Source organism: Streptomyces sp. NPDC033165 (assembly GCF_055577965.1).
The window spans coordinates 149,354-168,598 of record NZ_JBVIPK010000006.1; the positions used below are offsets into that span (position 1 = coordinate 149,354).

At 71.1% G+C, this 19,245-nt stretch carries 14 protein-coding genes and 1 tRNA gene; 8 read left to right on the plus strand and 7 right to left on the minus strand.

Annotated features, from left to right (window positions below; genetic code table 11):
* Window positions 1–85 precede the first annotated feature (85 nt).
* Together ACZ5WC_RS16635 and ACZ5WC_RS16640 are read left to right on the plus strand one after the other, a co-directional pair.
* Window positions 86–781: a transcriptional regulator gene (locus ACZ5WC_RS16635; RefSeq protein WP_468541462.1), complete on the plus strand. Its 696-nt coding sequence runs from the start codon at window positions 86–88 to the stop codon at window positions 779–781.
* Window positions 778–2,451 carry a site-specific integrase gene (locus tag ACZ5WC_RS16640; protein WP_468541463.1) on the plus strand — a complete coding sequence of 558 codons (1,674 nt, stop codon included), beginning with the start codon at window positions 778–780 and terminating at the stop codon, window positions 2,449–2,451. The genes ACZ5WC_RS16635 and ACZ5WC_RS16640 overlap by 4 nt, the downstream gene beginning before the upstream one ends.
* Window positions 2,452–2,495: 44 nt before the next feature.
* On the opposite strand, the gene ACZ5WC_RS16645 is transcribed toward ACZ5WC_RS16640, so the two are convergent.
* Both ACZ5WC_RS16645 and ACZ5WC_RS16650 read right to left on the minus strand, forming a co-directional pair.
* Window positions 2,496–2,571: transfer RNA gene (locus tag ACZ5WC_RS16645), tRNA-Arg, on the minus strand.
* Between the two features lie 333 nt (window positions 2,572–2,904).
* Complete coding sequence (locus tag ACZ5WC_RS16650) at window positions 2,905–4,353, minus strand: alanine/glycine:cation symporter family protein (RefSeq protein ID WP_468541464.1); 1,449 nt, start codon at window positions 4,351–4,353, stop codon at window positions 2,905–2,907.
* Between the two features lie 598 nt (window positions 4,354–4,951).
* On the opposite strand from ACZ5WC_RS16650, the gene ACZ5WC_RS16655 reads away from it, so the two are divergent.
* Window positions 4,952–6,958: a class I adenylate-forming enzyme family protein gene (locus ACZ5WC_RS16655; protein WP_468541465.1), complete on the plus strand. Its 2,007-nt coding sequence runs from the start codon at window positions 4,952–4,954 to the stop codon at window positions 6,956–6,958.
* Here the strand turns inward: ACZ5WC_RS16655 and ACZ5WC_RS16660 are convergent.
* Complete coding sequence (locus ACZ5WC_RS16660; RefSeq protein ID WP_468541466.1) at window positions 6,945–8,222, minus strand: M6 family metalloprotease domain-containing protein; 1,278 nt, start codon at window positions 8,220–8,222, stop codon at window positions 6,945–6,947. The two genes, ACZ5WC_RS16655 and ACZ5WC_RS16660, sit on opposite strands and share 14 nt — an antisense overlap.
* Window positions 8,223–8,512: 290 nt before the next feature.
* Here ACZ5WC_RS16660 and ACZ5WC_RS16665 point away from each other — a divergent pair, with 290 nt between their 5' ends.
* Window positions 8,513–9,211 carry a TetR/AcrR family transcriptional regulator gene (locus ACZ5WC_RS16665; protein ID WP_468541467.1) on the plus strand — a complete coding sequence of 233 codons (699 nt, stop codon included), beginning with the start codon at window positions 8,513–8,515 and terminating at the stop codon, window positions 9,209–9,211.
* A 215-nt stretch (window positions 9,212–9,426) separates the two neighbouring features.
* Window positions 9,427–10,959, plus strand: a complete 1,533-nt coding sequence (locus ACZ5WC_RS16670) for an MFS transporter (RefSeq protein WP_468541468.1) — start codon at window positions 9,427–9,429, stop codon at window positions 10,957–10,959.
* 47 nt (window positions 10,960–11,006) lie between these two features.
* Here ACZ5WC_RS16670 and ACZ5WC_RS16675 read toward each other — a convergent pair whose 3' ends face one another.
* Window positions 11,007–11,519 carry a MarR family winged helix-turn-helix transcriptional regulator gene (locus ACZ5WC_RS16675; RefSeq protein ID WP_179500093.1) on the minus strand — a complete coding sequence of 171 codons (513 nt, stop codon included), beginning with the start codon at window positions 11,517–11,519 and terminating at the stop codon, window positions 11,007–11,009.
* Between the two features lie 227 nt (window positions 11,520–11,746).
* Here ACZ5WC_RS16675 and ACZ5WC_RS16680 point away from each other — a divergent pair, with 227 nt between their 5' ends.
* Window positions 11,747–12,529 carry a dioxygenase family protein gene (locus ACZ5WC_RS16680; protein ID WP_468541469.1) on the plus strand — a complete coding sequence of 261 codons (783 nt, stop codon included), beginning with the start codon at window positions 11,747–11,749 and terminating at the stop codon, window positions 12,527–12,529.
* An 85-nt stretch (window positions 12,530–12,614) separates the two neighbouring features.
* Here ACZ5WC_RS16680 and ACZ5WC_RS16685 read toward each other — a convergent pair whose 3' ends face one another.
* Window positions 12,615–13,658, minus strand: coding sequence for a questin oxidase family protein (locus ACZ5WC_RS16685; RefSeq protein ID WP_468541470.1), 1,044 nt, complete (start codon window positions 13,656–13,658; stop codon window positions 12,615–12,617).
* A 770-nt stretch (window positions 13,659–14,428) separates the two neighbouring features.
* Between ACZ5WC_RS16685 and ACZ5WC_RS16690 the strand changes: the two genes are divergently transcribed.
* The gene (locus ACZ5WC_RS16690) at window positions 14,429–15,430 is read left to right on the plus strand and encodes a sigma-70 family RNA polymerase sigma factor (protein ID WP_468541471.1); all 1,002 of its coding nucleotides are present in this window, start codon (window positions 14,429–14,431) and stop codon (window positions 15,428–15,430) included.
* Window positions 15,431–15,561: 131 nt separating this feature from the next.
* Here ACZ5WC_RS16690 and ACZ5WC_RS16695 read toward each other — a convergent pair whose 3' ends face one another.
* Complete coding sequence (locus ACZ5WC_RS16695; protein WP_468541472.1) at window positions 15,562–16,677, minus strand: helix-turn-helix transcriptional regulator; 1,116 nt, start codon at window positions 16,675–16,677, stop codon at window positions 15,562–15,564.
* Between the two features lie 61 nt (window positions 16,678–16,738).
* Between ACZ5WC_RS16695 and ACZ5WC_RS16700 the strand changes: the two genes are divergently transcribed.
* Complete coding sequence (locus tag ACZ5WC_RS16700; protein ID WP_468541473.1) at window positions 16,739–18,289, plus strand: MFS transporter; 1,551 nt, start codon at window positions 16,739–16,741, stop codon at window positions 18,287–18,289.
* 183 nt (window positions 18,290–18,472) lie between these two features.
* Here the strand turns inward: ACZ5WC_RS16700 and ACZ5WC_RS16705 are convergent, their stop codons facing one another.
* Window positions 18,473–19,219, minus strand: a complete 747-nt coding sequence (locus ACZ5WC_RS16705; protein ID WP_468541474.1) for a DUF6227 family protein — start codon at window positions 19,217–19,219, stop codon at window positions 18,473–18,475.
* Window positions 19,220–19,245: the final 26 nt, after the last annotated feature.

Sequence of the window (19,245 nt, forward strand, 5' to 3'; positions counted from 1 at the left end):
CCATCCATGACAGCCCTCGGCGAACACGACGATCGCGCTCGTCTCCCGGCCACGGAATCAACGCTAAGCAAGCTACTGTGTCGTCATGACACAACGCCGTTCCGATCATGGATACGAGAAGGACGACGAGGACGACGTCCTCGAGTGGGCCGACCAGGTCATGGCCACCGTGGCCGGCGAGGTCCGCAGACGACGGAAGGAACTGGGTTGGAGCGCACAGGACTTGGCCGACAAGTGCGAGGAGATCGGACACCCGATCCCCCGCAACGTGATCGCCAACATGGAGTCCGGGCGCCGGGCCAACCTCCCGCTGGTGGACGTCATGGTCCTGGCCGCCGCGCTGGAGACATACCCGGTCTGCCTGATCTTCCCGGTCGGCTACGTCGAGCAGACCCAGGAACTCCCCTTCCAGGACCTCATCCCCACCTGGGATGCCCTACGGCGCTTCACCGGCGAACAGGAGGTGGACATCTACGACGCGGGCCTCGTCCCCGACTTCGAGCACCACGCCAGCCTCGTACGCACGGCCTTGGCCGCGCTCGACGAGGAAGAACAGGCGCGGTTCACAGCCAAGACGGCGACCACCCGCGCCCGGCAGGAAGAGGCCGAGCGCAGGGGAGCCAAGTACGCCGACCAGGCCATCTCCGCCAAGTACACGCTCCGCCAGCTCCGTCGTGAACTTCGCGAGGAGGGTGCCACCCCACCTGGCCTGCCACCTGCCCTGGGCGACGTGGACCCGCCCGAATTCGAAGCCGACACCACCCAGGAGGAACGCCTTTGAAGGGCTCCACCCACCGCCGCTGCTACTGCCGCGACCCCAAGACCGGCAAGCCGCTCGGCAAGAAGTGCCCCAAGCTCTCCAGTCGCAAGCACGGCTCGTACTCCATACGCCAGGAGCTCCCGCCCCGCGAAGACGGCACCCGACGCTCCTTCAGCCGCGCCGGGTACGACTTCCTCAAGGCCGCCCAGACGGACCTCGACCACGTACGCACGCTCGTCGGCCTCGCGGACGCCGACGACGCGGAGGGCCTGGCCCAGATAGCCGAGCTGCTGGAGAAGGTGGCCGAGGAGAAGGCCCCGCTGCCGAACATCGAGGCGACCCGTAGGCGCCTCAGCCACGGCCTGGACCTGACGAGCCGACTCACTGTCGGCGAGTGGCTGGACATGTGGCTGGCGGGCAAGAAGGGGCGGCAGAGCGCCATCAGCCGCGACGAGAGCAACATCCGGGTGCACCTCAAACCACGGATCGGGCACTACCGGCTCGACCGTCTCCGGGTCGCTCACCTATCAGAGATGTTCGAGGCCATAGCCGAGGCCAACGTCGAGATCGCCGAAGGCAACGCGGCCCGCCGCAAGGCGTTCGACGATCTCGCACAGATCCCCTGGAAGGGCCGCCAACCCCGCGCCCGCCGCAAGGCGATGAAGGCAGCAATCGCCGAGATGGACCCCTACCGCCGCGTTGTCGGCCCGGCCACACTCCAGCGCGTCCGCTCCACGCTGCGGGCCGCGTTGAACGCGGCGATCGCCCAGCAGCTCATCACCTTCAACCCGGCGGCCCACGTCGAGCTGGAGGCGGGCAAGCGGCCCAAGGCCCTCGTATGGACCGAGGAGCGCATCCTCCACTGGAAGCGCACCGGCGAGAAGCCGTCGTCGGTGATGGTCTGGACACCCGAGCACACCGGGCTCTTCCTCGACCACGTTGCGGAGGACCGTCTGTACGCGCTGTTTCACCTGATCGCGTTCCGTGGGCTGCGGCGGGGCGAGGCGTGCGGGCAGAAGTGGACTGACACCAACCTGGACGCCGGTCTCATCACGGTCGCCAAACAACTCGTCGTGGACGGCTGGGAGGTGTACGAGGACGACCCCAAGACCGACGCCGGCGCACGGACCATCGCGCTCGACTCCGACACCGTCCAGGCCCTCAAGCGGCACCGCGCCCAGCAGGACAAGGATCGTAAGGAGTGGGAGAACGCCTGGGTGGAGACTGGACGCGTCTTCACCCGCGAGAACGGCGAGTTGCTCCACCCCGCCAACGTCACGCGACGGTTCATCGAGCTGTACGAGGAGATCGGCCTCCCGCCGGTCCGGCTCCACGACCTACGCCACGGCGCCGCGACCCTCGCCCACGCGGCCGGGGCCGACCTGAAGGACATTCAGGAGATGCTCGGCCACTCCTCGATCACCATCACGGCCGACACGTATACGAGCCTGCTCCCCGAAGCGGATCTGGCGATCGCCGAGGCCGCAGCCCGGCTCGTCCCGCGCGCCCGCGCCACCTCCGAGAACACCGCCCCCGAAGCGGAGGCCGAGCCCGACGGCACGGAGCGTCCCGGCCCGGAGTCCGTGCCGAACGGTGCTGATCCGTTGGGAGGAATTTCGGAGATCAACTCTCCGTCCGCTCACGCACCGCTCACGCAAACGGCCCCGGACGAGGAGTCCGAGGCCGAATAGAGCCCCTCCCTGGGGGAGAAACCCCAGGTCAGAGCGGTAACGCATGGTGCCCCCGGCAGGATTCGAACCTGCGACACCCGCTTTAGGAGAGCGGTGCTCTATCCCCTGAGCTACGAAGGCGGGGGCTTGCCGAAAACTTCGCCGGAAACCCCAGGGGGGAATGCCGGGCGGAGTGAGGCAAACGCCCTGGTCATGCGACCCCGTGGCGGTGCTGCGGTAGGGGTCCGGAAGGACACTTTCCCGAGCAGGTGCACTGGAGGTGGACTGACCGCTGACAGCCTAGCGGATAGGGATTGCGGAGGTCGCCCCCGTTGCCGCTGTGCGCCGCAACACCTTCGTGCCGCGGCACGACACGGTCCCCGGGATTCGGGCCCGGCCTCCGAACGCCCGAGGGCGGCACCCCTCCCGGGATGCCGCCCTTCGATGCGTACGGTCGCGCGGGGCGCGTCCGCGTCAGAGCGAGCCGACCGGCGTCCGCTCCTGCAGTGTGGCGTCCTGGTCCGACGTGCCCCAGCACTCCACATCGCCGCGCAGGCCCGGGACCTGGTCCTTGCGGAAGACCGGGTCGAGGCCTTGGCGGCGCTGGGTCAGGTAGTCGTCGAGGAGGCGGAAGGCGACCGCACTGAGGGGGATGATCACGATCAGGTTGACCAGGGCCATCGCGCCCATCGTGACGTCCGCGAGGCTCCAGACCAGCGGGACGGAGCCGATCGCGCCGAGGACGGCGCAGGCGATGACCAGCGCACGGTACGAGCTCATCACGCCCTTGCTGCGGGTGATGAACTGGATGTTGGACTCGCCGTAGTAGTAGTTACCGATCATGGAGCTGAAGGCGACCATGAAGACCACCAGGGTCAGCAGGTGACCGGCCCAGTCGCCGAGCTCGCTGGTGAAGGCGGCCTGCGTGACGTCCGCGCCGCCGCGCTCACCGAGGGTCGGGTTGGCGGAGAGGATCACGAGGGCGGTCATGGTGCAGATGACCAGGGTGTCGAAGTAGACGCCGAGGGTCTGGACCAGGCCCTGCTTGACCGGGTGCGTGGTCTCCGCGGCCGCGGCGGCGTTCGGGGCGGAACCCATGCCCGCCTCGTTGGAGAACATGCCGCGCCGCACGCCCTGGAGGATCGCCGTACCCACGGCGCCGCCCGCGACCTCGCGGAAGCCGAAGGCGCCGCCGATGATGTCGCCGAGTATGCCCGGCACGTTGCCGAGGTTGAGGAGCACGATGACCAGTCCGGCCAGCAGGTAGATCCCGGCCATCACCGGGATGATGACCTTGGTGACGGCCGTCAGGCGCTTCACGCCGAAGAACACCGCGAGCGCGAGCAGCCCGGCGAGCACGACGCCGAGGACGGGATTGAACCAGGAGGCGTCCGAGCCGAAGGAGCCCTTCGTGGCCACCGTGATCGTGTTGGACTGCACCGCGGTCAGCACGAACCCGAACGTCAGCGTGATCAGAACGGCGAAGACCACTCCGAGCCAGCGCATTCCGAGCGCCTTCTGTATGTAGTAGGCCGGGCCGCCTCGGTACGTACCGGGCTCGGTGTCGCGCACCTTGTACAGCTGGGCCAGGACCGACTCGACGAACGCCGAGGCACCGCCCACCAGGGCCATCATCCACATCCAGAAGACGGCTCCGGGGCCGCCCATGGTGATCGCGGTGGCCACACCGGCGATGTTGCCGGTGCCGATCCGCGCGGCGGCGGAGATGGTGAAGGCGCCGAAGGGGCTGACGCCGGACTGCGGCTTGTCCCCGAAGACCCGGAACATCTCCGGGATCAGGCGGATCTGCACGCCCTTGGAGCGCAGCGTGAACCAGACGCCGGCGACGGCGACCAGCGGAATCAGCAGGTATGTCCAGAAGACGTCGTTGAACTCGACGACCCAGTTTTCCAACGTGCCCATGCGGATGTTCCCGGTTCCTTGTGAGTCGGGGAATCGGCCCGGTCTCCGCGTGCGCGTACAGGTCGTGTACGGAGCGGAGGGTTGAGCCGGACGGCGCGGAGCCGAATACTCCGCAAACGACAGGACTCTAGGCCGGTGTGACCGCCCCTGCCTATGGCCCCCGGAAGTGGCCTATCTCATATAAGCCCGATATGTGCGGGAAACCCCTGACCGCGGGCGTCGTCAGAGCTGGTCGCCGACACCCGTTCCGCGGGTACGGGCATGGTGTGGCGGGTGAGTCAGGCACTCCATGTCTTCCGCGCACTTCCGTGTGCCTCCGCGCACTTCGGGGCGGCTGAGGCGAGGACGCCCACGCGCCGGGACATTGTCGCGGTCGCGTCACTGGCTTCCCCCTACGCGCTGACTTCCCCTACGCGCTCGCCGCGGACCCGGCAGGCTCCCCCGTGAGGGGCACCGCGGTCCGTGGACGGGCGCCGTCGAGTCCGGCGCGAAGGGCGGCAGCGGCCGTTGCGGCTCCACCTCGGCCTTGGCGCTCCGGCGCCGTACGCATAGCGTCACGGGTACCAGCCAGCAAGCGCCAGTGCGAGAGAGGCCGCCCGTGCCGCACACCCGCCCGTCCCCGGAACCAGGCCCCGAAGACGCCGCAGCCGGCGCGGAACGCGCCGAGCGCGCCGCCCGAGCCGCGCGCGTCGCTGCCGCCCTCACCGCGCCCGGCGCGCCCTTCGCCGTGGTGCGGAGTGAGCGGGGGGTGCTGGAGTACGCCGACGGGCCCCGCACGCTCCGGGAGTTCGTGGAGGCGGCCTGGGCCTTCGGGGACACGCCGTTCCTGATCGCGGGGGAGCGGACGTACACGTACGGGGAGTTCTTCGCCGCCGCCTCGGCCCTGGCCGTCCGGCTGCACGAGCGGTACGGGCTGCGACCCGGTGACCGCGCCGTCGTCGCGATGCGGAACCACCCCGAGTGGCAGATCGCCTTCTGGGCCGCCCAGCTGGCCGGTCTCGTCGCCGTACCGCTCAACGCCTGGTGGACCGAGGGCGAGTTCACCCACGCCCTCGACGACTGCGGGCCCGGGGTGCTCCTCGTGGACGGGGAGCGGCTCGGCCGGGTGGCGGGCTGGGCGCGGCGGACCGGGACGCGTGTCGTTCTCTTCCACGGCTCCCACGAGGAGGGGAGTGCGGAGGGGAGGGAGGCCGATGGGCTGCGCGTCGAGCGGTACGAGGACTTCCCCGCCCCCGATCCGCTGGCCGCACCGCCCGACGTGGTGCCCCGGCCCGAGGACGACGCCACGGTCCTCTACACCTCCGGCACCACCGGCCGCCCCAAGGGCGCTGTGGCCACCCATCTCGCCCAGGCAGGGGCCGCGCTCAACTCCCGCTACCAGGCGGCGGCCTCCGCACTGGCGAGGGGCGTCATCCCCGGGCAGGGGGCGGCCCCGGTCTCCCTGATGACGTTCCCCTTCTTCCACGTCGCCGCGTTCACCGGGTTCTACGGGGTGATGGCCGCGGGCGGCACCCTCGTCCTGATGCACCGGTGGGACGCGGACGAGGCGCTGCGCCTGATCCGTAAGCACCGCGTCACGCACTTCTCCGGTGTCCCCACCACCGGGCTCCAACTGCTGGAGGCCGCGGAGCGGACGGGGGCGGGCGACGAGTTGGAGAGCCTCACCCTGTTCAGCACCGGAGGCGCCGCCGCCCCGCCCGCCCTGGTCGCCCGGCTCACCGCCCGGTACGGCGAGCGCGTCGAGCCCCGTACCGGTTACGGCCTGACCGAGACCAGCGGCGGGGTCCTCGCGCACAACGGGGCCGACTACCGCGCCGAGCCCGGTGGCGCGGGCCGCCCGACCCCGGTCACCGAGACGCGGGTCGCCGGTCCTTCGGGCGAGGAGCTGCCCGACGGGGCGCCGGGCGAGCTGTGGCTGCGCGGCCAGTCGCTGTTCCGCGGCTACTGGCGCGACGCGGAGGCGACCGAGGAGGCCTTCGCCGACGGCGGCTGGTTCCGTACGGGGGATCTCGCCGTACGGGACGAGGGGCGCGTCAGCGTCGTCGACCGGATCAAGGACGTGGTGATCCGGGGCGGCGAGAACGTGTACGGCGCCGAGGTCGAGGGCGTCCTGCACGACCATCCCGACGTCTGCGAAGCGGCCGTCCTCGGCATCCCGCACCCGGTGCTGGGGGAGGAGGTGGCCGCCGTCGTCCGCCCGCGCACCGGGTCCCGGGTCACCGGCGAGGCCCTGCGGGCGCACGTCGGGCGCTCGCTCGCCGCGTTCAAGGTGCCTACGCGGGTGCTGCTCACCGACGAGCCGCTCCCGCGCAACGCCACCGGCAAACTCCTCAAGCACGAGCTCCGGGGCCGATTCGCGGCACCTGGCTCCGGGGAGCGGCTCACGGGGCCTGGCTCCGGGGGAGGGCTCGCGGGGCCTGGCTCCGGGGGAGGGCTCGCGGGGCCTGGCTCCGGGGAAGCGTTCGCGGGGCCGGGTGCCGGTTCCGCCCCTGGCACCGACCCCGCCCGCCGCGCCGACTCCGGCCCTGGCCGCGGTCTCGCCCCCGACCAGGTGGTCCCCGACCCCGCCCCCGAACAGGTCCCCGCGCCGCTCACGGACGTGTGACCCGCACCCGGTAGTTCCCGTGGTCGTCCTCGCTGAGCACGGATATCCGTACGCCGTTGGCCCGGTCGGTGAACGTCTGGCCGGGGCGGAACGGTGCGTCCGACAGTTCGGCGTGGACGTTCGGCCGCCGGGTGCAGCCGCCGCTGTCCTCGGTGGCGTCGGCGACGGAGACCGGCCCCTGGCCTGTGTCCACATCGGAGCTCACCTTGTAGATCAGCACCCCGGGACGGCAGACCGCGTCGTCGTTGCCGCCTGCCGTGCGTACCTCCACCGCGTATCCGGACTGGGCGCTCAGCGGGACGAAGGCGAGCTTGGTGCCGCCCTCGGTGGCCAGCGGGCCGAGCGTGTGCTCGCTGACGCCGGGCTGCGAGGCACAGCTGATCTGTTCGTTGTCGAGCCAGCCCAGCTTCCACTTGTGCCAGGCCAGGAAGTCGTTGTTGGCGCCCCAGTCCTCGGACATGATGTCCCAGTGTCCGACCGAGCCCCCGCCCTCCATCGTGTAGAGGTCGGGCAGCCCGAGGACATGGCCGTTCTCGTGCGGCAGGACGCGGTAGCCGGTCTCGGCGTACGAGCCCGATCCGTCGTCCTGGCGGCTGTAGACGAAGGACGTGTTGGAGAGCGGGACACCGTCGGCGGTCGGGGCGTCGTCGTTGCCGGAGAAGGTCACCGAGAGCACGGTGTCCAGCGCGGAGGGCCCGGCGTTCGGGGTGACCAGGATGTTCACCAGGTCGTACGCGGAGAAGTCGACCTCCGGGTCGGCGGCCGCGACGATGTCCTTGACCAGCTGGCGGTAGCCCGGCTCGAACGGTGAGCCGCGCTCTATCCCGTACTCCGTGAACGGCAGCGGCATCCGCAGCCAGTCCTTGAGGGGGGCCTCGGGGTGGTAGACGAGGCGGCCGTAGGAGCTGGTCGCGAACCAGTCGGAGGTCTGCGGGAAGAACTCCGCGAACCGGTCCATCGCCGGTTCGGCGGCCTCCGCGTCCGGGAAGTCGATCATCAGGTTGAGCGCCCGGACGTCGCCGGTCGACCGGGCGTATCCGGGCGGGGTCGGCATGCCCTCGGACATCTGCACCCCCATGACCGCGGAGATCCGGCAGGGCGCGAGAGCGGAGTCCGGGGACGTGGCCGCCGGACCCGCCGAGGCGCGACCGCCCGTCGGGAGGGTGGTGCTCGCCGATGCCATGGCCGCTATGACCAGGGCGGTCGCCCCGGCCAGGGCGACCGGGCGGCGGTGTCTGCGTATCCGGTGGCGGGGCTGCTGCATAGAGGCGCCTTCGGGGTCCGCGGCAGTCGGCCGAACCTGACTGCGCTCTGGCGATCAGCCTGTGCCGGGCGGTCCGGGGGCGCTCGCTGGGTGCGCCGATCGGAGGTTTTTCCTCGTCAGGTCATGTGACTCAGGTCACATGCAATGAGGGAAATAAGTGGGGAGCCTCTCCCCGTTTGCCTATGTGTCCCCGCTAACCGGGGAATCGGTCCCCGGTTGCGTGAGGGGGTCGACCGGCTGCACAGGCAGTGGAGCCGCTGGTAACGGGAAGTAAAGGGAGGGCTGTCGTCGTGAACTGCGTCGCCGAGAACGTCGCCGAGGGCGCCGCCGAGGGCGCCGCTGAGAACACCGCACCGGCGGCACAGTGCCGTTCGTCCCGCCCGCGGGCCGACGCGCTGCGCAACCGCGAGCGGATCGTGAGCGCCGCGCGCGAGCTCTTCGTCGAGTTCGGGCCCGAGGTGCCGCTCGACGACGTCGCCCGGCGGGCCGGCGTCGGCAACGCCACGCTCTACCGCAACTTCCCCGACCGGTCCGCCCTCGTCCACGAGGTCGTCCTCGCGGTCACCTCCCGTACCACCCGCCGGGCCGAAGAGGCCGTCGCCGCCGAGGCCGACCCGTTCGCCGCGCTCAGCCGTTTCGTGCACGCGGCCGCCGACGAACGGATCGGCGCCCTGTGCCCGATGCTCTCCGGCGTCTTCGACCAGGACCACCCCGACCTGCTCGCCGAGCGCCGACGCCTCGAAGAGGCCGTCGGGGGGCTCGTGAGGCGCGCCATGTCCGCGGGGCGGCTGCGTGCCGACATCGGCGTCGGTGACGTGTTCGTCGTCCTCTCCCAGCTCACCCGGCCGCTCCCCGGCATCGCCTGCCAGGGCATCGACCGGTTCACCCATCGTCATCTGCAGCTTTTCCTGGACGGACTGGAAGCCCCGGCCCGCTCCGAACTGCCCGGATCGGCCGCCACTTTGGAGGATCTGCGGCGCCGCCCCTGACGCCCGCCCCGAACTCGACCTTCCGGACTGAACCTTCCGGTCCCGCTTCTCCTCGCCTGAACACAGCCTCGTACGTCCACGTCCACGTCACCATCCACGTCCACGTCACGTACCGGCAGCCCACGTAACCGTCGCGTGTACGGCACAGCCCGTACCGACGACGCTCGCCTCACGACGCCCTCGGCGCCTCTACACGTCCTTAGGTGGCTACACCCATGTCGAAAACGGCCGACACCGAACTTCCCGATCCCAGCCGCTGGAAGGCGCTGGCCTTCATCGCGCTCGCCCAGCTGATGGTCGTCCTCGACGCCACCATCGTGAACATAGCGCTGCCCTCCGCCCAGGCCGACCTGGGCATCTCCGACGGCAACAAGCAGTGGGTCATCACGGCCTACGCCCTCGCCTTCGGCGGGCTCCTCCTCTTCGGCGGCCGGATCGCCGACCTCTGGGGCCGCAGGCGCACCTTCGTCGTCGGACTGATCGGCTTCGCGCTGGCCTCCGCGCTCGGCGGGGCGGCCCAGAACGAGGCGATGATGTTCGGCTCCCGGGCCCTCCAGGGTGTCTTCGGCGCCCTGCTCGCCCCGGCCGCCCTCTCCCTGCTCGCCGTGATGTTCACCGACGCCAAGGAGCGAGCCAAGGCCTTCGGTATCTACGGGGCCATCGCTGGTGGCGGTGGCGCGGTCGGGCTGATCCTCGGCGGCTTCCTCACCGAGTACCTGAACTGGCGCTGGACGTTCTTCGTCAACATCCCGTTCGCCGTCGTCGCCGCCGCGGGCGCGTACTTCGTCATCCGCGAGCCGTCCGGCACCCGCAACCGCGCGTCGCTCGACATCCCCGGCGTCGTCCTCTCCACGCTCGGCCTGGTCGCCCTGGTCTACGGCTTCACCCGCGCCGAGTCGGCCGGCTGGTCGGACGGGCTGACCGTCACCATGTTCATCGCCTCCGCCGTCCTGCTGATCGCCTTCGTCGTGACGGAGGCGTTGGTGAAGTCCCCGCTGCTGCCGCTGCGCGTGCTCACCGAGCGCAACCGGGGCGGGGTCTACCTCTCGCTGGGTCTCGCGATCATCGCGATGTTCGGGCTGTTCCTCTTCCTGACCTACTACCTCCAGGTCGTGAAGGGCTACTCCCCGGTCACGACCGGCTTCGCGTTCCTCCCGATGATCGCGGGCATGATCATCGGTTCCACCCAGATCGGTACCCGGCTGATGACCCGGGTTCCGCCGCGCCTGCTGATGGGCCCCGGCTTCCTGGTCGCCGCGACCGGCATGCTGCTGCTGACCCAGCTGGACCTGAACACCAGCTACGCGGCGGTCATCCTGCCCGGCCAGCTGCTGCTCGGCCTCGGTATGGGTACGGCGTTCATGCCCGCCATGTCCCTGGCCACGCACGGCATCGAGCCGCGTGACGCTGGGGTGGCCTCCGCGATGGTCAACACCTCGCAGCAGGTCGGCGGCGCCATCGGCACCGCTCTGCTGAACACCATCGCCGCCAGCGCCACCACCGCGTACGTCGCCGACCACGCGGCCCGCGCCACGGACCCGGAGCTCCTGGAGCTCCAGGCCATGGTCAGCGGCTTCTCCGCCGCGATCTGGTGGGCGGTCGGCATCCTGGTCGCCGCCTCCGCCATCGCGGCCGCCCTGATCAACACCGGCCGCCCGGGAGCGGGTCCTGGCGGTGCGTCCGGCGGCAACGCCGAGGGTGCCGACGGTGTCGAGGACGAGTTCAAGATCCCGGTCGTCGCCCACTGACGCCGTACGGCACCGGGAGCGTCACCGGTCTGCCCTGGTTCCGCCGCTCAGCGGAGCCAGGGCAGATCCGCGTCCGGACCCTCCGGTTCCAGGCCGGTGGCGAGCACCCGCATGATCTCCCCGAGGCTGCGCACCTGCTCGGGCGTGAGCCGGTCGAACATCGCCTGCCGTACGGCGTCGACATGGCCCGGCGCCGAGCGTCGGAGCATCGCGTACCCGTCGTCCGTGAGGACCGCGTTCTGGCCCCGCTTGTCGGAGGGGCAGTCCTCGCGGCGCACCCAGCCGTTCTTCTCCAGCCGGGCGATGGCGTGCGAGAGCCGGGAGCGGGTGATCTTGGCGTTCCGGGCGAGCTCCGTCATCCGCATGCGGCGCCGGGGCGCCTGGGAGAGCTGGACGAGCAGTCCGTAGTAGATGTGCGGCATGCCGGCGTCGCGCTGGAGCTGGCGATCGAGGTGATCCTCCAGCAGCGTGGTGGCATGCAGATAGGCGCGCCAGACGCGCTGCTCCTCGTCGGTGAGCCAGCGCGTCGCGCTGGTGGATGCCGTGGTCATGGACTCCACTGTACGACCTTTTCTTGAAAGTTTAACTAGATAGGGCTAAGGTCTCCGGAGGTGGGAACTTGAAGTTTCAAGATCCTGGGGATGTCTGAGGGATTCCTGTCGGAGAAGGAATCCCGCGGGACTCCGGCGGAGTTCCGCAGGGCCCCTGGACAACGATCCCCCGGATGACCTAGGGAAACCACGCTCGGACGAACCCGTCCCGAGTTCTGTGGATGGGAGTGAGTGCCATGACAGCCACCGCGGAGCGCATGCCCGCCCTCTATCTCTCGCACGGCGCCCCGCCGCTGGCCGACGACCCCGTCTGGCCCGGCCAGCTCGCCGCCTGGTCCGCCGCCCTGCCCCGCCCGCGCGCGATCCTCATCGTCTCCGCGCACTGGGAGGAGGCGCCGCTCGCGCTCGGGGCCACCGAGACCGTGCCGCTCGTGTACGACTTCTGGGGCTTCCCCGAGCACTACTACCGGGTGCGGTACGGAGCCCCCGGCGCCCCGCAGCTCGCCGACAGCGTCCGGGGGCTCCTGTGCGGCGCCGGTACGCCGGTCCAGGACATTCCGGACCGCGGACTCGACCACGGGGCCTACGTGCCGCTGGTGGAGATGTTCCCGGACGCCGACATCCCCGTACTCCAGATCTCCCTGCCGACGCTCGACCCGCAGAAGCTGATGGACGTCGGGCGCAAGCTCGCCCCGCTGCGCGACGAGGGCGTGCTCATCGTGGGCAGCGGCTTCTTCACCCACAACCTGGCCGCGCTGCGGCACACGGGCGGCGGCGTTCCCGGCTGGTCGGCGGAGTTCGACGACTGGGGCGACCGCGCACTGCGGGCGCAGGACATCGACGCGCTGCTCGACTTCGAGCACACGTCACCCGCCGGGAAGCTGGCCCACCCCCGCACCGAGCACTTCGCCCCGCTGTTCGTGACGCTCGGCGCGGCCGAGGACGAGCTGGACCGGGGGCAGAGCGTCATCGACGGCTTCTGGATGGGACTGGCGAAGCGCTCGGTGCAGTTCGGCTGATCCGGTGCGGGTCCGGCTGCCCCGTGCGGTGAGGGGCGTTCCGGCGCGGTGCGGTGCGGCTGAGGGGTCGGGGGAGCTGCGGGTCCTAGAACGCCGGTGTGTTCAGCTCGATCGAGCGCAGGGCGGCGGCGAACGCGGCCCTGTCGCCGACATCCAGCGCCGTGTCGACGAACTTGATGGTGTGGTCGTCCCCGTGCGCCGCCGCCCGGGCGAACAGCTCCTCCGCGTCCGTAGCGCCCTCGGCCCCGGGAGTGCGAGCGGGGGCATCGGGGGAAGCTTCGCGGAGAGGGGGCGCGTAGGCGGCGGTAACCGCCGCGCTCGCCGCCCAGGCCGCCCCCAGACTCGGCCCCCACAGGGCCCGGGGGAGCGCGGGCAGGGTCCGGAGCACCGCGTTGGGCGCGGTCGCCGCGTGGACCAGCATCACCGGCTCACCGTGCCCGTGGGTGGCGTACCGGTGGGTGGCGGCCCGCACCAGCTCGCGGAGTGCGGAGCGGGCCTCCTCCGGCCCGGCGGGCTCCTGCCCCGGCCACTGGGGGAACCCGGTCAGCTGCGCGAACCGGGCCCGGATGCCGCCGCTCGGATCGGGCACCAGCGGAACCCGGTCCAGGGCAGCCGCCGCGCTCGGGGCCGGGCCGAGGAGTCCCGGGGCGGGCAGCGGCTGGTGCCGGGCGGCCCAGTAGCCGAGCCCGTGGGCCAGCTCCCGCACGCGCGGCGCGGTCTCCTCGCCCGCCAGCAGGGTCCGTACGGAGTGGCCCACCCGGATCACCGGATGCGTGGCGCCCGCCGCGATGCCGGGCAGCAGCCGGGGCCACCACTCCGCCAGGACATCACGCCAGGGGCGGTCGGCCGTCTCCCGTTCGAAGTGCACCGTCCAGTCGGCGACGCGACGGGGGTCGCCCAGCGCCTCGCGCCAGTTCCGCGCGGTCACCGGGGCGGCGCTGCCCGGCATCTCCTCCAGCTTGGGGCCGTAGCGGTCCAGCCATCGCTGCACCACCGGTGCCTGACCGTGCCGCACCAGGGCCTCCACGGCCATCGGCGCGTGATTGCTCAGCCAGCCGTCGCGCTCCGGCCCCGAGGTGTGGAGGCGCTCCAGAGCTTCGTCGAGGGTGCCCGTGGTGTCGTCGTCCATGCCGATCACGCTCCCGTGGTGTCGTCCGTGCGGGCCACTGTGTGCGGGCCGCACGGTGCGGGTCACTCCACGCGGACCACTTCCTGCCCGTCACTCCACGCGGACCACTTCCTGCCCGTCACTCCACGCGGACCACTTCCTGCCCGTCACTCCGTGCGGGGCACTCCCTGCCCGTCACTCCGTGCGGGGCACTCCCTGCCCGTCACGTCTCGCCCGTCACGCCGTGCCTGTTGCTTCGTGTTACTTCGTGGCGGTCACGCTAGGGCGGCGCGGGGCCCGACGGAACGGTCCGGGGCCCTAGGACTTCGGGCCGATCTGCTGCCCGCACCAGGGTGTCGACGCTCGCCTCGATGGAGGCGCCGTAGGCCGCCCTGGGGCGGAAGGGGCTGCTCGTGGCGTACCCCGGCACGCGGCGGCCGTGGGCATCGCGGGCAACCAGAAGGCGGCGCGGTCCGTCTTCCGGGTGGGAGCGCAGCCACGGGAGCCGCTGCTCCGGAGTGAAGGGGGCCGTGTCGAATGTGAGCGCGGTCTCATGGACGGAGCGGTTGCAGATCTCGGTCCAGGGCGCCGGATCTGTTTCAGAACCGGTTCTGACCTGCACGTCCATGCGTATCTCCGGCGTGCCGCCTCCTGGCGGGGCCGAACAGGGTACTGCATGATCGCGAAAATGAATGCGTGGCATGGGAATTCTGTCCGGATTCCAGTCGTTGTTTCCATCGGATGCAGGGCACCCGAGAGGGTGTCGCGACCTACTCAGCAAGGGAGCACGCATGGCAACCCGTGCCGTCGCCCGTCGTACGTCCGCCACTTCTGGTGGGACCGACCGGGCAAGCAGTGTTCGCGCCGTGGGCGGGGAAATCGCCGATCGCGACCTGGTCGGCATGTACCTGGACGAGATCGCCCGCACACCGCTGCTCGACGCAGCCAAGGAAGTCGACCTCTCCCAGACCATCGAGGCGGGCGTCTACGCCCAGCAGATCCTCGACGGCGAGGTGGAGAGCGACGCCGGCGGGGCGAAGCGCGAAGAGCTGGAGGCGCTGGTCGCCGAGGGCGAGCGCGCCAAGGACATATTCATCCGTTCCAACCTCCGACTCGTCGTCGCCGTGGCCCGCCGCTACCCGCGCGCGGGGCTCCCCCTGCTCGACCTGATCCAGGAGGGCAACGCCGGCCTGGTCCGCGCGGTCGAGAAGTTCGACTACGCCAAGGGTTTCAAGTTCTCGACGTATGCCACCTGGTGGATCCGGCAGGCCATCACCCGGTCCATCGCCGACCAGTCCCGCACGATCCGGCTCCCCGTCCACCTGGTGGAGGAGCTCGGCCGGATCCGCCGGGTCCAGCGCGAGTTCAACCGCGAGCACGGGCGCGACCCGGAGCACGCGGAGATAGCCGCCGAGCTCGACTCCAACGCCGAGCGCGTCGGCAACGTCCTGGACTGGGCCCGCGACCCGGTCAGCCTCAACATGTCCGTGGACGACGACGGGGACACCCAGTTCGGCGACCTGCTGGAGGACACCTCCGCCGTCTCGCCCGAGCAGTCCGTGATGACCCTGCTCCGCAGCGAGGAGCTGGAGGACCTGATCGGCAAGCTCGACAACAGGACGGCCTCGATCATCAAGATGAGGTACGGCATCGAGGACGGCCGCGAGCGGACCCTGACCGAAGTGGGCAAGCAGCACGGCCTCACACGGGAGCGGATCCGCCAGATCGAGAAGCACGCACTCCTCGAATTGAAGCGAATGGCTCACGACACGGGCTTTGACGCTGCGGCGTGAGCCAATAACCCGTAATCTCCCCATCAAGCCGGTTCGCACCGGCCGACCGACCGGGTCTTTCCGGTCACCCGACCGGTTTTCCCCGGTCCCCGAGCTGAGCCCCGGCGCCCACCCCCCCCCGGCGCCGGGGCTCATCCCTGTTCCGGGGCGTCGCTCTGTTCCGGGGCGTCGCTCCGTTCCGGGGTGTCGCTCCGCATCGGGTGCGCGGGCGGGTGCCTGGCGGCGCGGGTCAGCCGGGCGCCCAGGTTCTCCAGGTACGCCGCCAGCTGCGGCGGCCCCGCCACGGAGAACTCGCAGTCCACCAGCGCCAGCCGCAGCGCCACCCACTCCAGCGAATCGGTGCACGAGGCCCGCAGCCGGCACCCGCCCTCCCCGTCCGGCTCCGGCGCGCCGAGCGTCGCGGGCAGCCGCGCCGCCACGAACTCCGCCGGAGCGCCGAACCGCACGTCCAGGCGCAGCTCCGGCTGCATCCGCCGCATCGACCGGGCCAGGAACCTCGCCGCGTCCCCCTCGCCGTTCGGCTCCTTGCCCTGGCTGCCGTCCGCCCGGCCACCACCACCGCCGCCACCGTCCGTGCCGCCCTCCACCGGCAGCGGCCGCGGGGCGAACCTGGCACCCGTCGCGAACGGCTCGCCGACCCGGTCCACCCGGAACGTCCGCCAGTCCTCCCGGCCCAGGTCGTACGCCACCAGATACCAGCGCTGACCGGTGCTCACCAGCCGGTACGGCTCGACCTGCCGCTTCGTCCGGGTGCCGTCCCCGCTGCGGTACGCGAACCTCAGCCGTTCCCGCCCGGTCGCCGCCGAGGCCAGCGTCGTCAGGGTCCGCGGGTCGATGGTGGAACCGTCGCCCCTGGTCAGCGGCACCGTGGCGGTCTGGAGTGCGGAGACCCGGTGCCGCAGCCGCGAGGGCAGCACCTGCTCCAGCTTCGCCAGCGCCCGTACGGAGGCCTCGTCGACGCCCTCGATGGCGTGCCCCGCCCCAGCCCGCAGGCCCACCGCGATGGCCACCGCCTCCTCGTCGTCCAGCAGCAGAGGCGGCATGGCGGCGCCCGCGACCAGGCGATAGCCGCCCACCGAACCGCGCGAGGCCTCGACCGGGTAGCCCAGATCCCGCAGCCGGTCGATATCGCGGCGGATCGTGCGCGGACTGACGTCGAGGCGGTCGGCCAGCTCCCCGCCCGGCCACTCGCGCGGGGTCTGGAGGAGCGACAGCAACTTCAGCAGGCGTGCCGGGGTGTCGGACATGACCCCAGGGTGCCGGACCATCAGGTCATGACCTGACCTAATGGGTACTTATGTTCTTCCCATGCCTTCTTCCGCACCCCCGCCGTCCGCGGCGTCGCCCCTCGCGCCATCCACCGCACCCGCACCGCCCGCACCTCCCGCACCGGTGGAAACAGCGGTCGCACCCGCGCCCGCCCCCGCCGACCGGCGGCGCTGGTTCGCGCTCGCCATCGTGATGACCGCGGCCTTCATGGACCTGGTCGACGTCACGATCGTCAACATCGCGATCCCCAGCATCACGCGCGACACCGGGGCCTCCGTCTCCGCGATCCAGTGGATCACCGCCGGATACGCCCTCGCGTTCGCGGCCGGGCTGATCACGGGCGGCCGACTCGGCGACATCTACGGGCGCAAGCGGCTCTTCCTCATCGGTATCGGCGGATTCACCGTGGCCTCGGCCCTGTGCGGTTTCGCGGGCAGCCCGGAGATACTCGTCGCCGCCCGCATCCTTCAGGGCGGCACGGCCGCGCTGATGGTGCCGCAGGTGCTGTCGATCGTGCACGCCACCTTCCCGGCGCATGAACGCGGCAAGGTCTTCGGCCTCTTCGGCGCGGTCGTCGGGCTCGGGGCGGTCTCCGGGCCGCTGCTGGGCGCACTGCTCACCGAGTGGGACCTGTTCGGGCTCGGCTGGCGGCCGATCTTCCTGATCAACCTGCCCGTCGGCATCGCCGGACTGGTCCTCGGCGCGAAGTTCATCACCGAGTCCAAGGCCCCCAAGGCGGTCCGCCTGGACCTGGTGGGCGTCGTCCTGGTCACGCTGGCCATGCTGATGCTCATCTACCCGCTCACCCGGGGCCACGAGCTGGACTGGCCGGTGTGGGGCCATGTGTCGATGGTGGGCAGCCTGCTCGTCTTCGGGGCCCTCGTCGTGCACCAGCGGCAGAAGACGCTGACCGACGGCTCGCCGCTGATCGAGCTGTCCCTGTTCCGGGTCAAGAGCTTCGCCGCGGGGATCGCCGTGCAGCTCACCTTCGGCATCGGCCTCGGCATCTTCTTCCTGGTCTGGACCCTCTACATGCAGATGGGCCTCGGCTGGAGCGTGCTGCGCGCGGGCACGACGGGCATCCCGTTCTCCATCGCCGTCTCGGTGGCCGCCGGGATCTCCGTACAGAAGCTCGTACCCCGCTTCGGCCGCAAGGTCCTCCAGGCCGGCGCGCTCCTCATGATCGCCGGGCTGCTGATCTACCTTTGGGAGGCCGAGCACTACGGCATGGCCATCACCTCCTGGCAGATGGCGGTGCCGCTGGTCGTCATGGGCGTCGGGATGGGCCTGATCGTGGCGCCGCTGACCGACGCGATCCTCTCCGAAGTGCCCAAGGAACACGCCGGTTCGGCATCCGGGCTGATCAACACCGTGCAGCAGATGGGGACGGCGCTCGGCCTCGGCCTCGTGTCCGTCGTGTTCTTCGGCGCGATCGGAGACCGCCTGGCCCCCGAGGCGATCGGCCCGGCCTTCGTCGACGCTTTCCAGCAGTCGCTGTGGTGGGTCGCCGGAGTACTCGCGGTGATCTTCCTGGTGATGTTCGCGCTGCCCGCCCGGCCGCGCGCCCATGTGGAGGCGGACGCGAACTGAGGGTAGGGGCGAACTGACGGCGGGGGCCGACGCGGACTGCCCGGTGAAGGCCGACGCGAACCGCCCCGCGCGGACGGCGGTCCCGGCCCCGGTCCCGGCGACGACTCGCCGGGACCGGGACAGGCACAGGGACCGTAGCCGGGGCCGGATCTGCTGACCGGGGCCGACGAATCGTCGCCGGGATCAGCAGATCCGCGTGCGGCTCTCCATCGCCGAACGGGCGGTGTCCTCGTCCTCGTACACCTCGCACATATGGCGGCCGTCGGGCGTCGCCGTGTGCTCGACCTCCCACAGACTCGTCTCACTGCCGTCGAGCAGCAGGAACGCGTGCTCGTAGAGCGTGAATCCGGCTTCCTGGCCGTCGACCCGGCACTGGCGCCCGAAGATCTGGGTGATGTGGTGGGCGAACGCGGCCCGCAGCAGCGAGGCCTTCCGCTCGCCCGGCCGGTCGGCGTTCTCCGCGCGGCGCAGCACCCGGCGGGCGTGGTCCGCGGAATTGTCGGGGGCGTACGTCCGGGGGAGCGGGGCCGGTGGGGCGGACATCAGGACCGACAGCATCTCCATCTCCCCCTGCCCGCCCTCCTCGCCGAAAACCGGGGTGTCGGAACAGCTCCCGGCCAGGCGGGACGCGGCGATGCGGGCGTCGCCCTCCACGTCGTACAACTCGTGCCGACGCGGGGCCCGGACGTCCCGGCCGCCGCTGTGCACCAGCTCCCACAGAGTCAGGGCGGAGCCGTCGGCGAGGAGATACGTGTGGCGGTAGGTCTCGCGGTGCAGTACGGAGCTGTGGTGCGACGAATGCAGCGAACTGCTGTGCGCCAGCGCCGAACCGAGGCGGTCGACCGTGCTGTCGGGAAGGTCGAAAGAGTTGAGGGCGCGTCGCAGGAGTCGGTCGAGGTGTTGCTCGGTTGTCTCGTACGGATCGCTCAAGGTGCTGTCTCCAGGCCGTCGCCGCG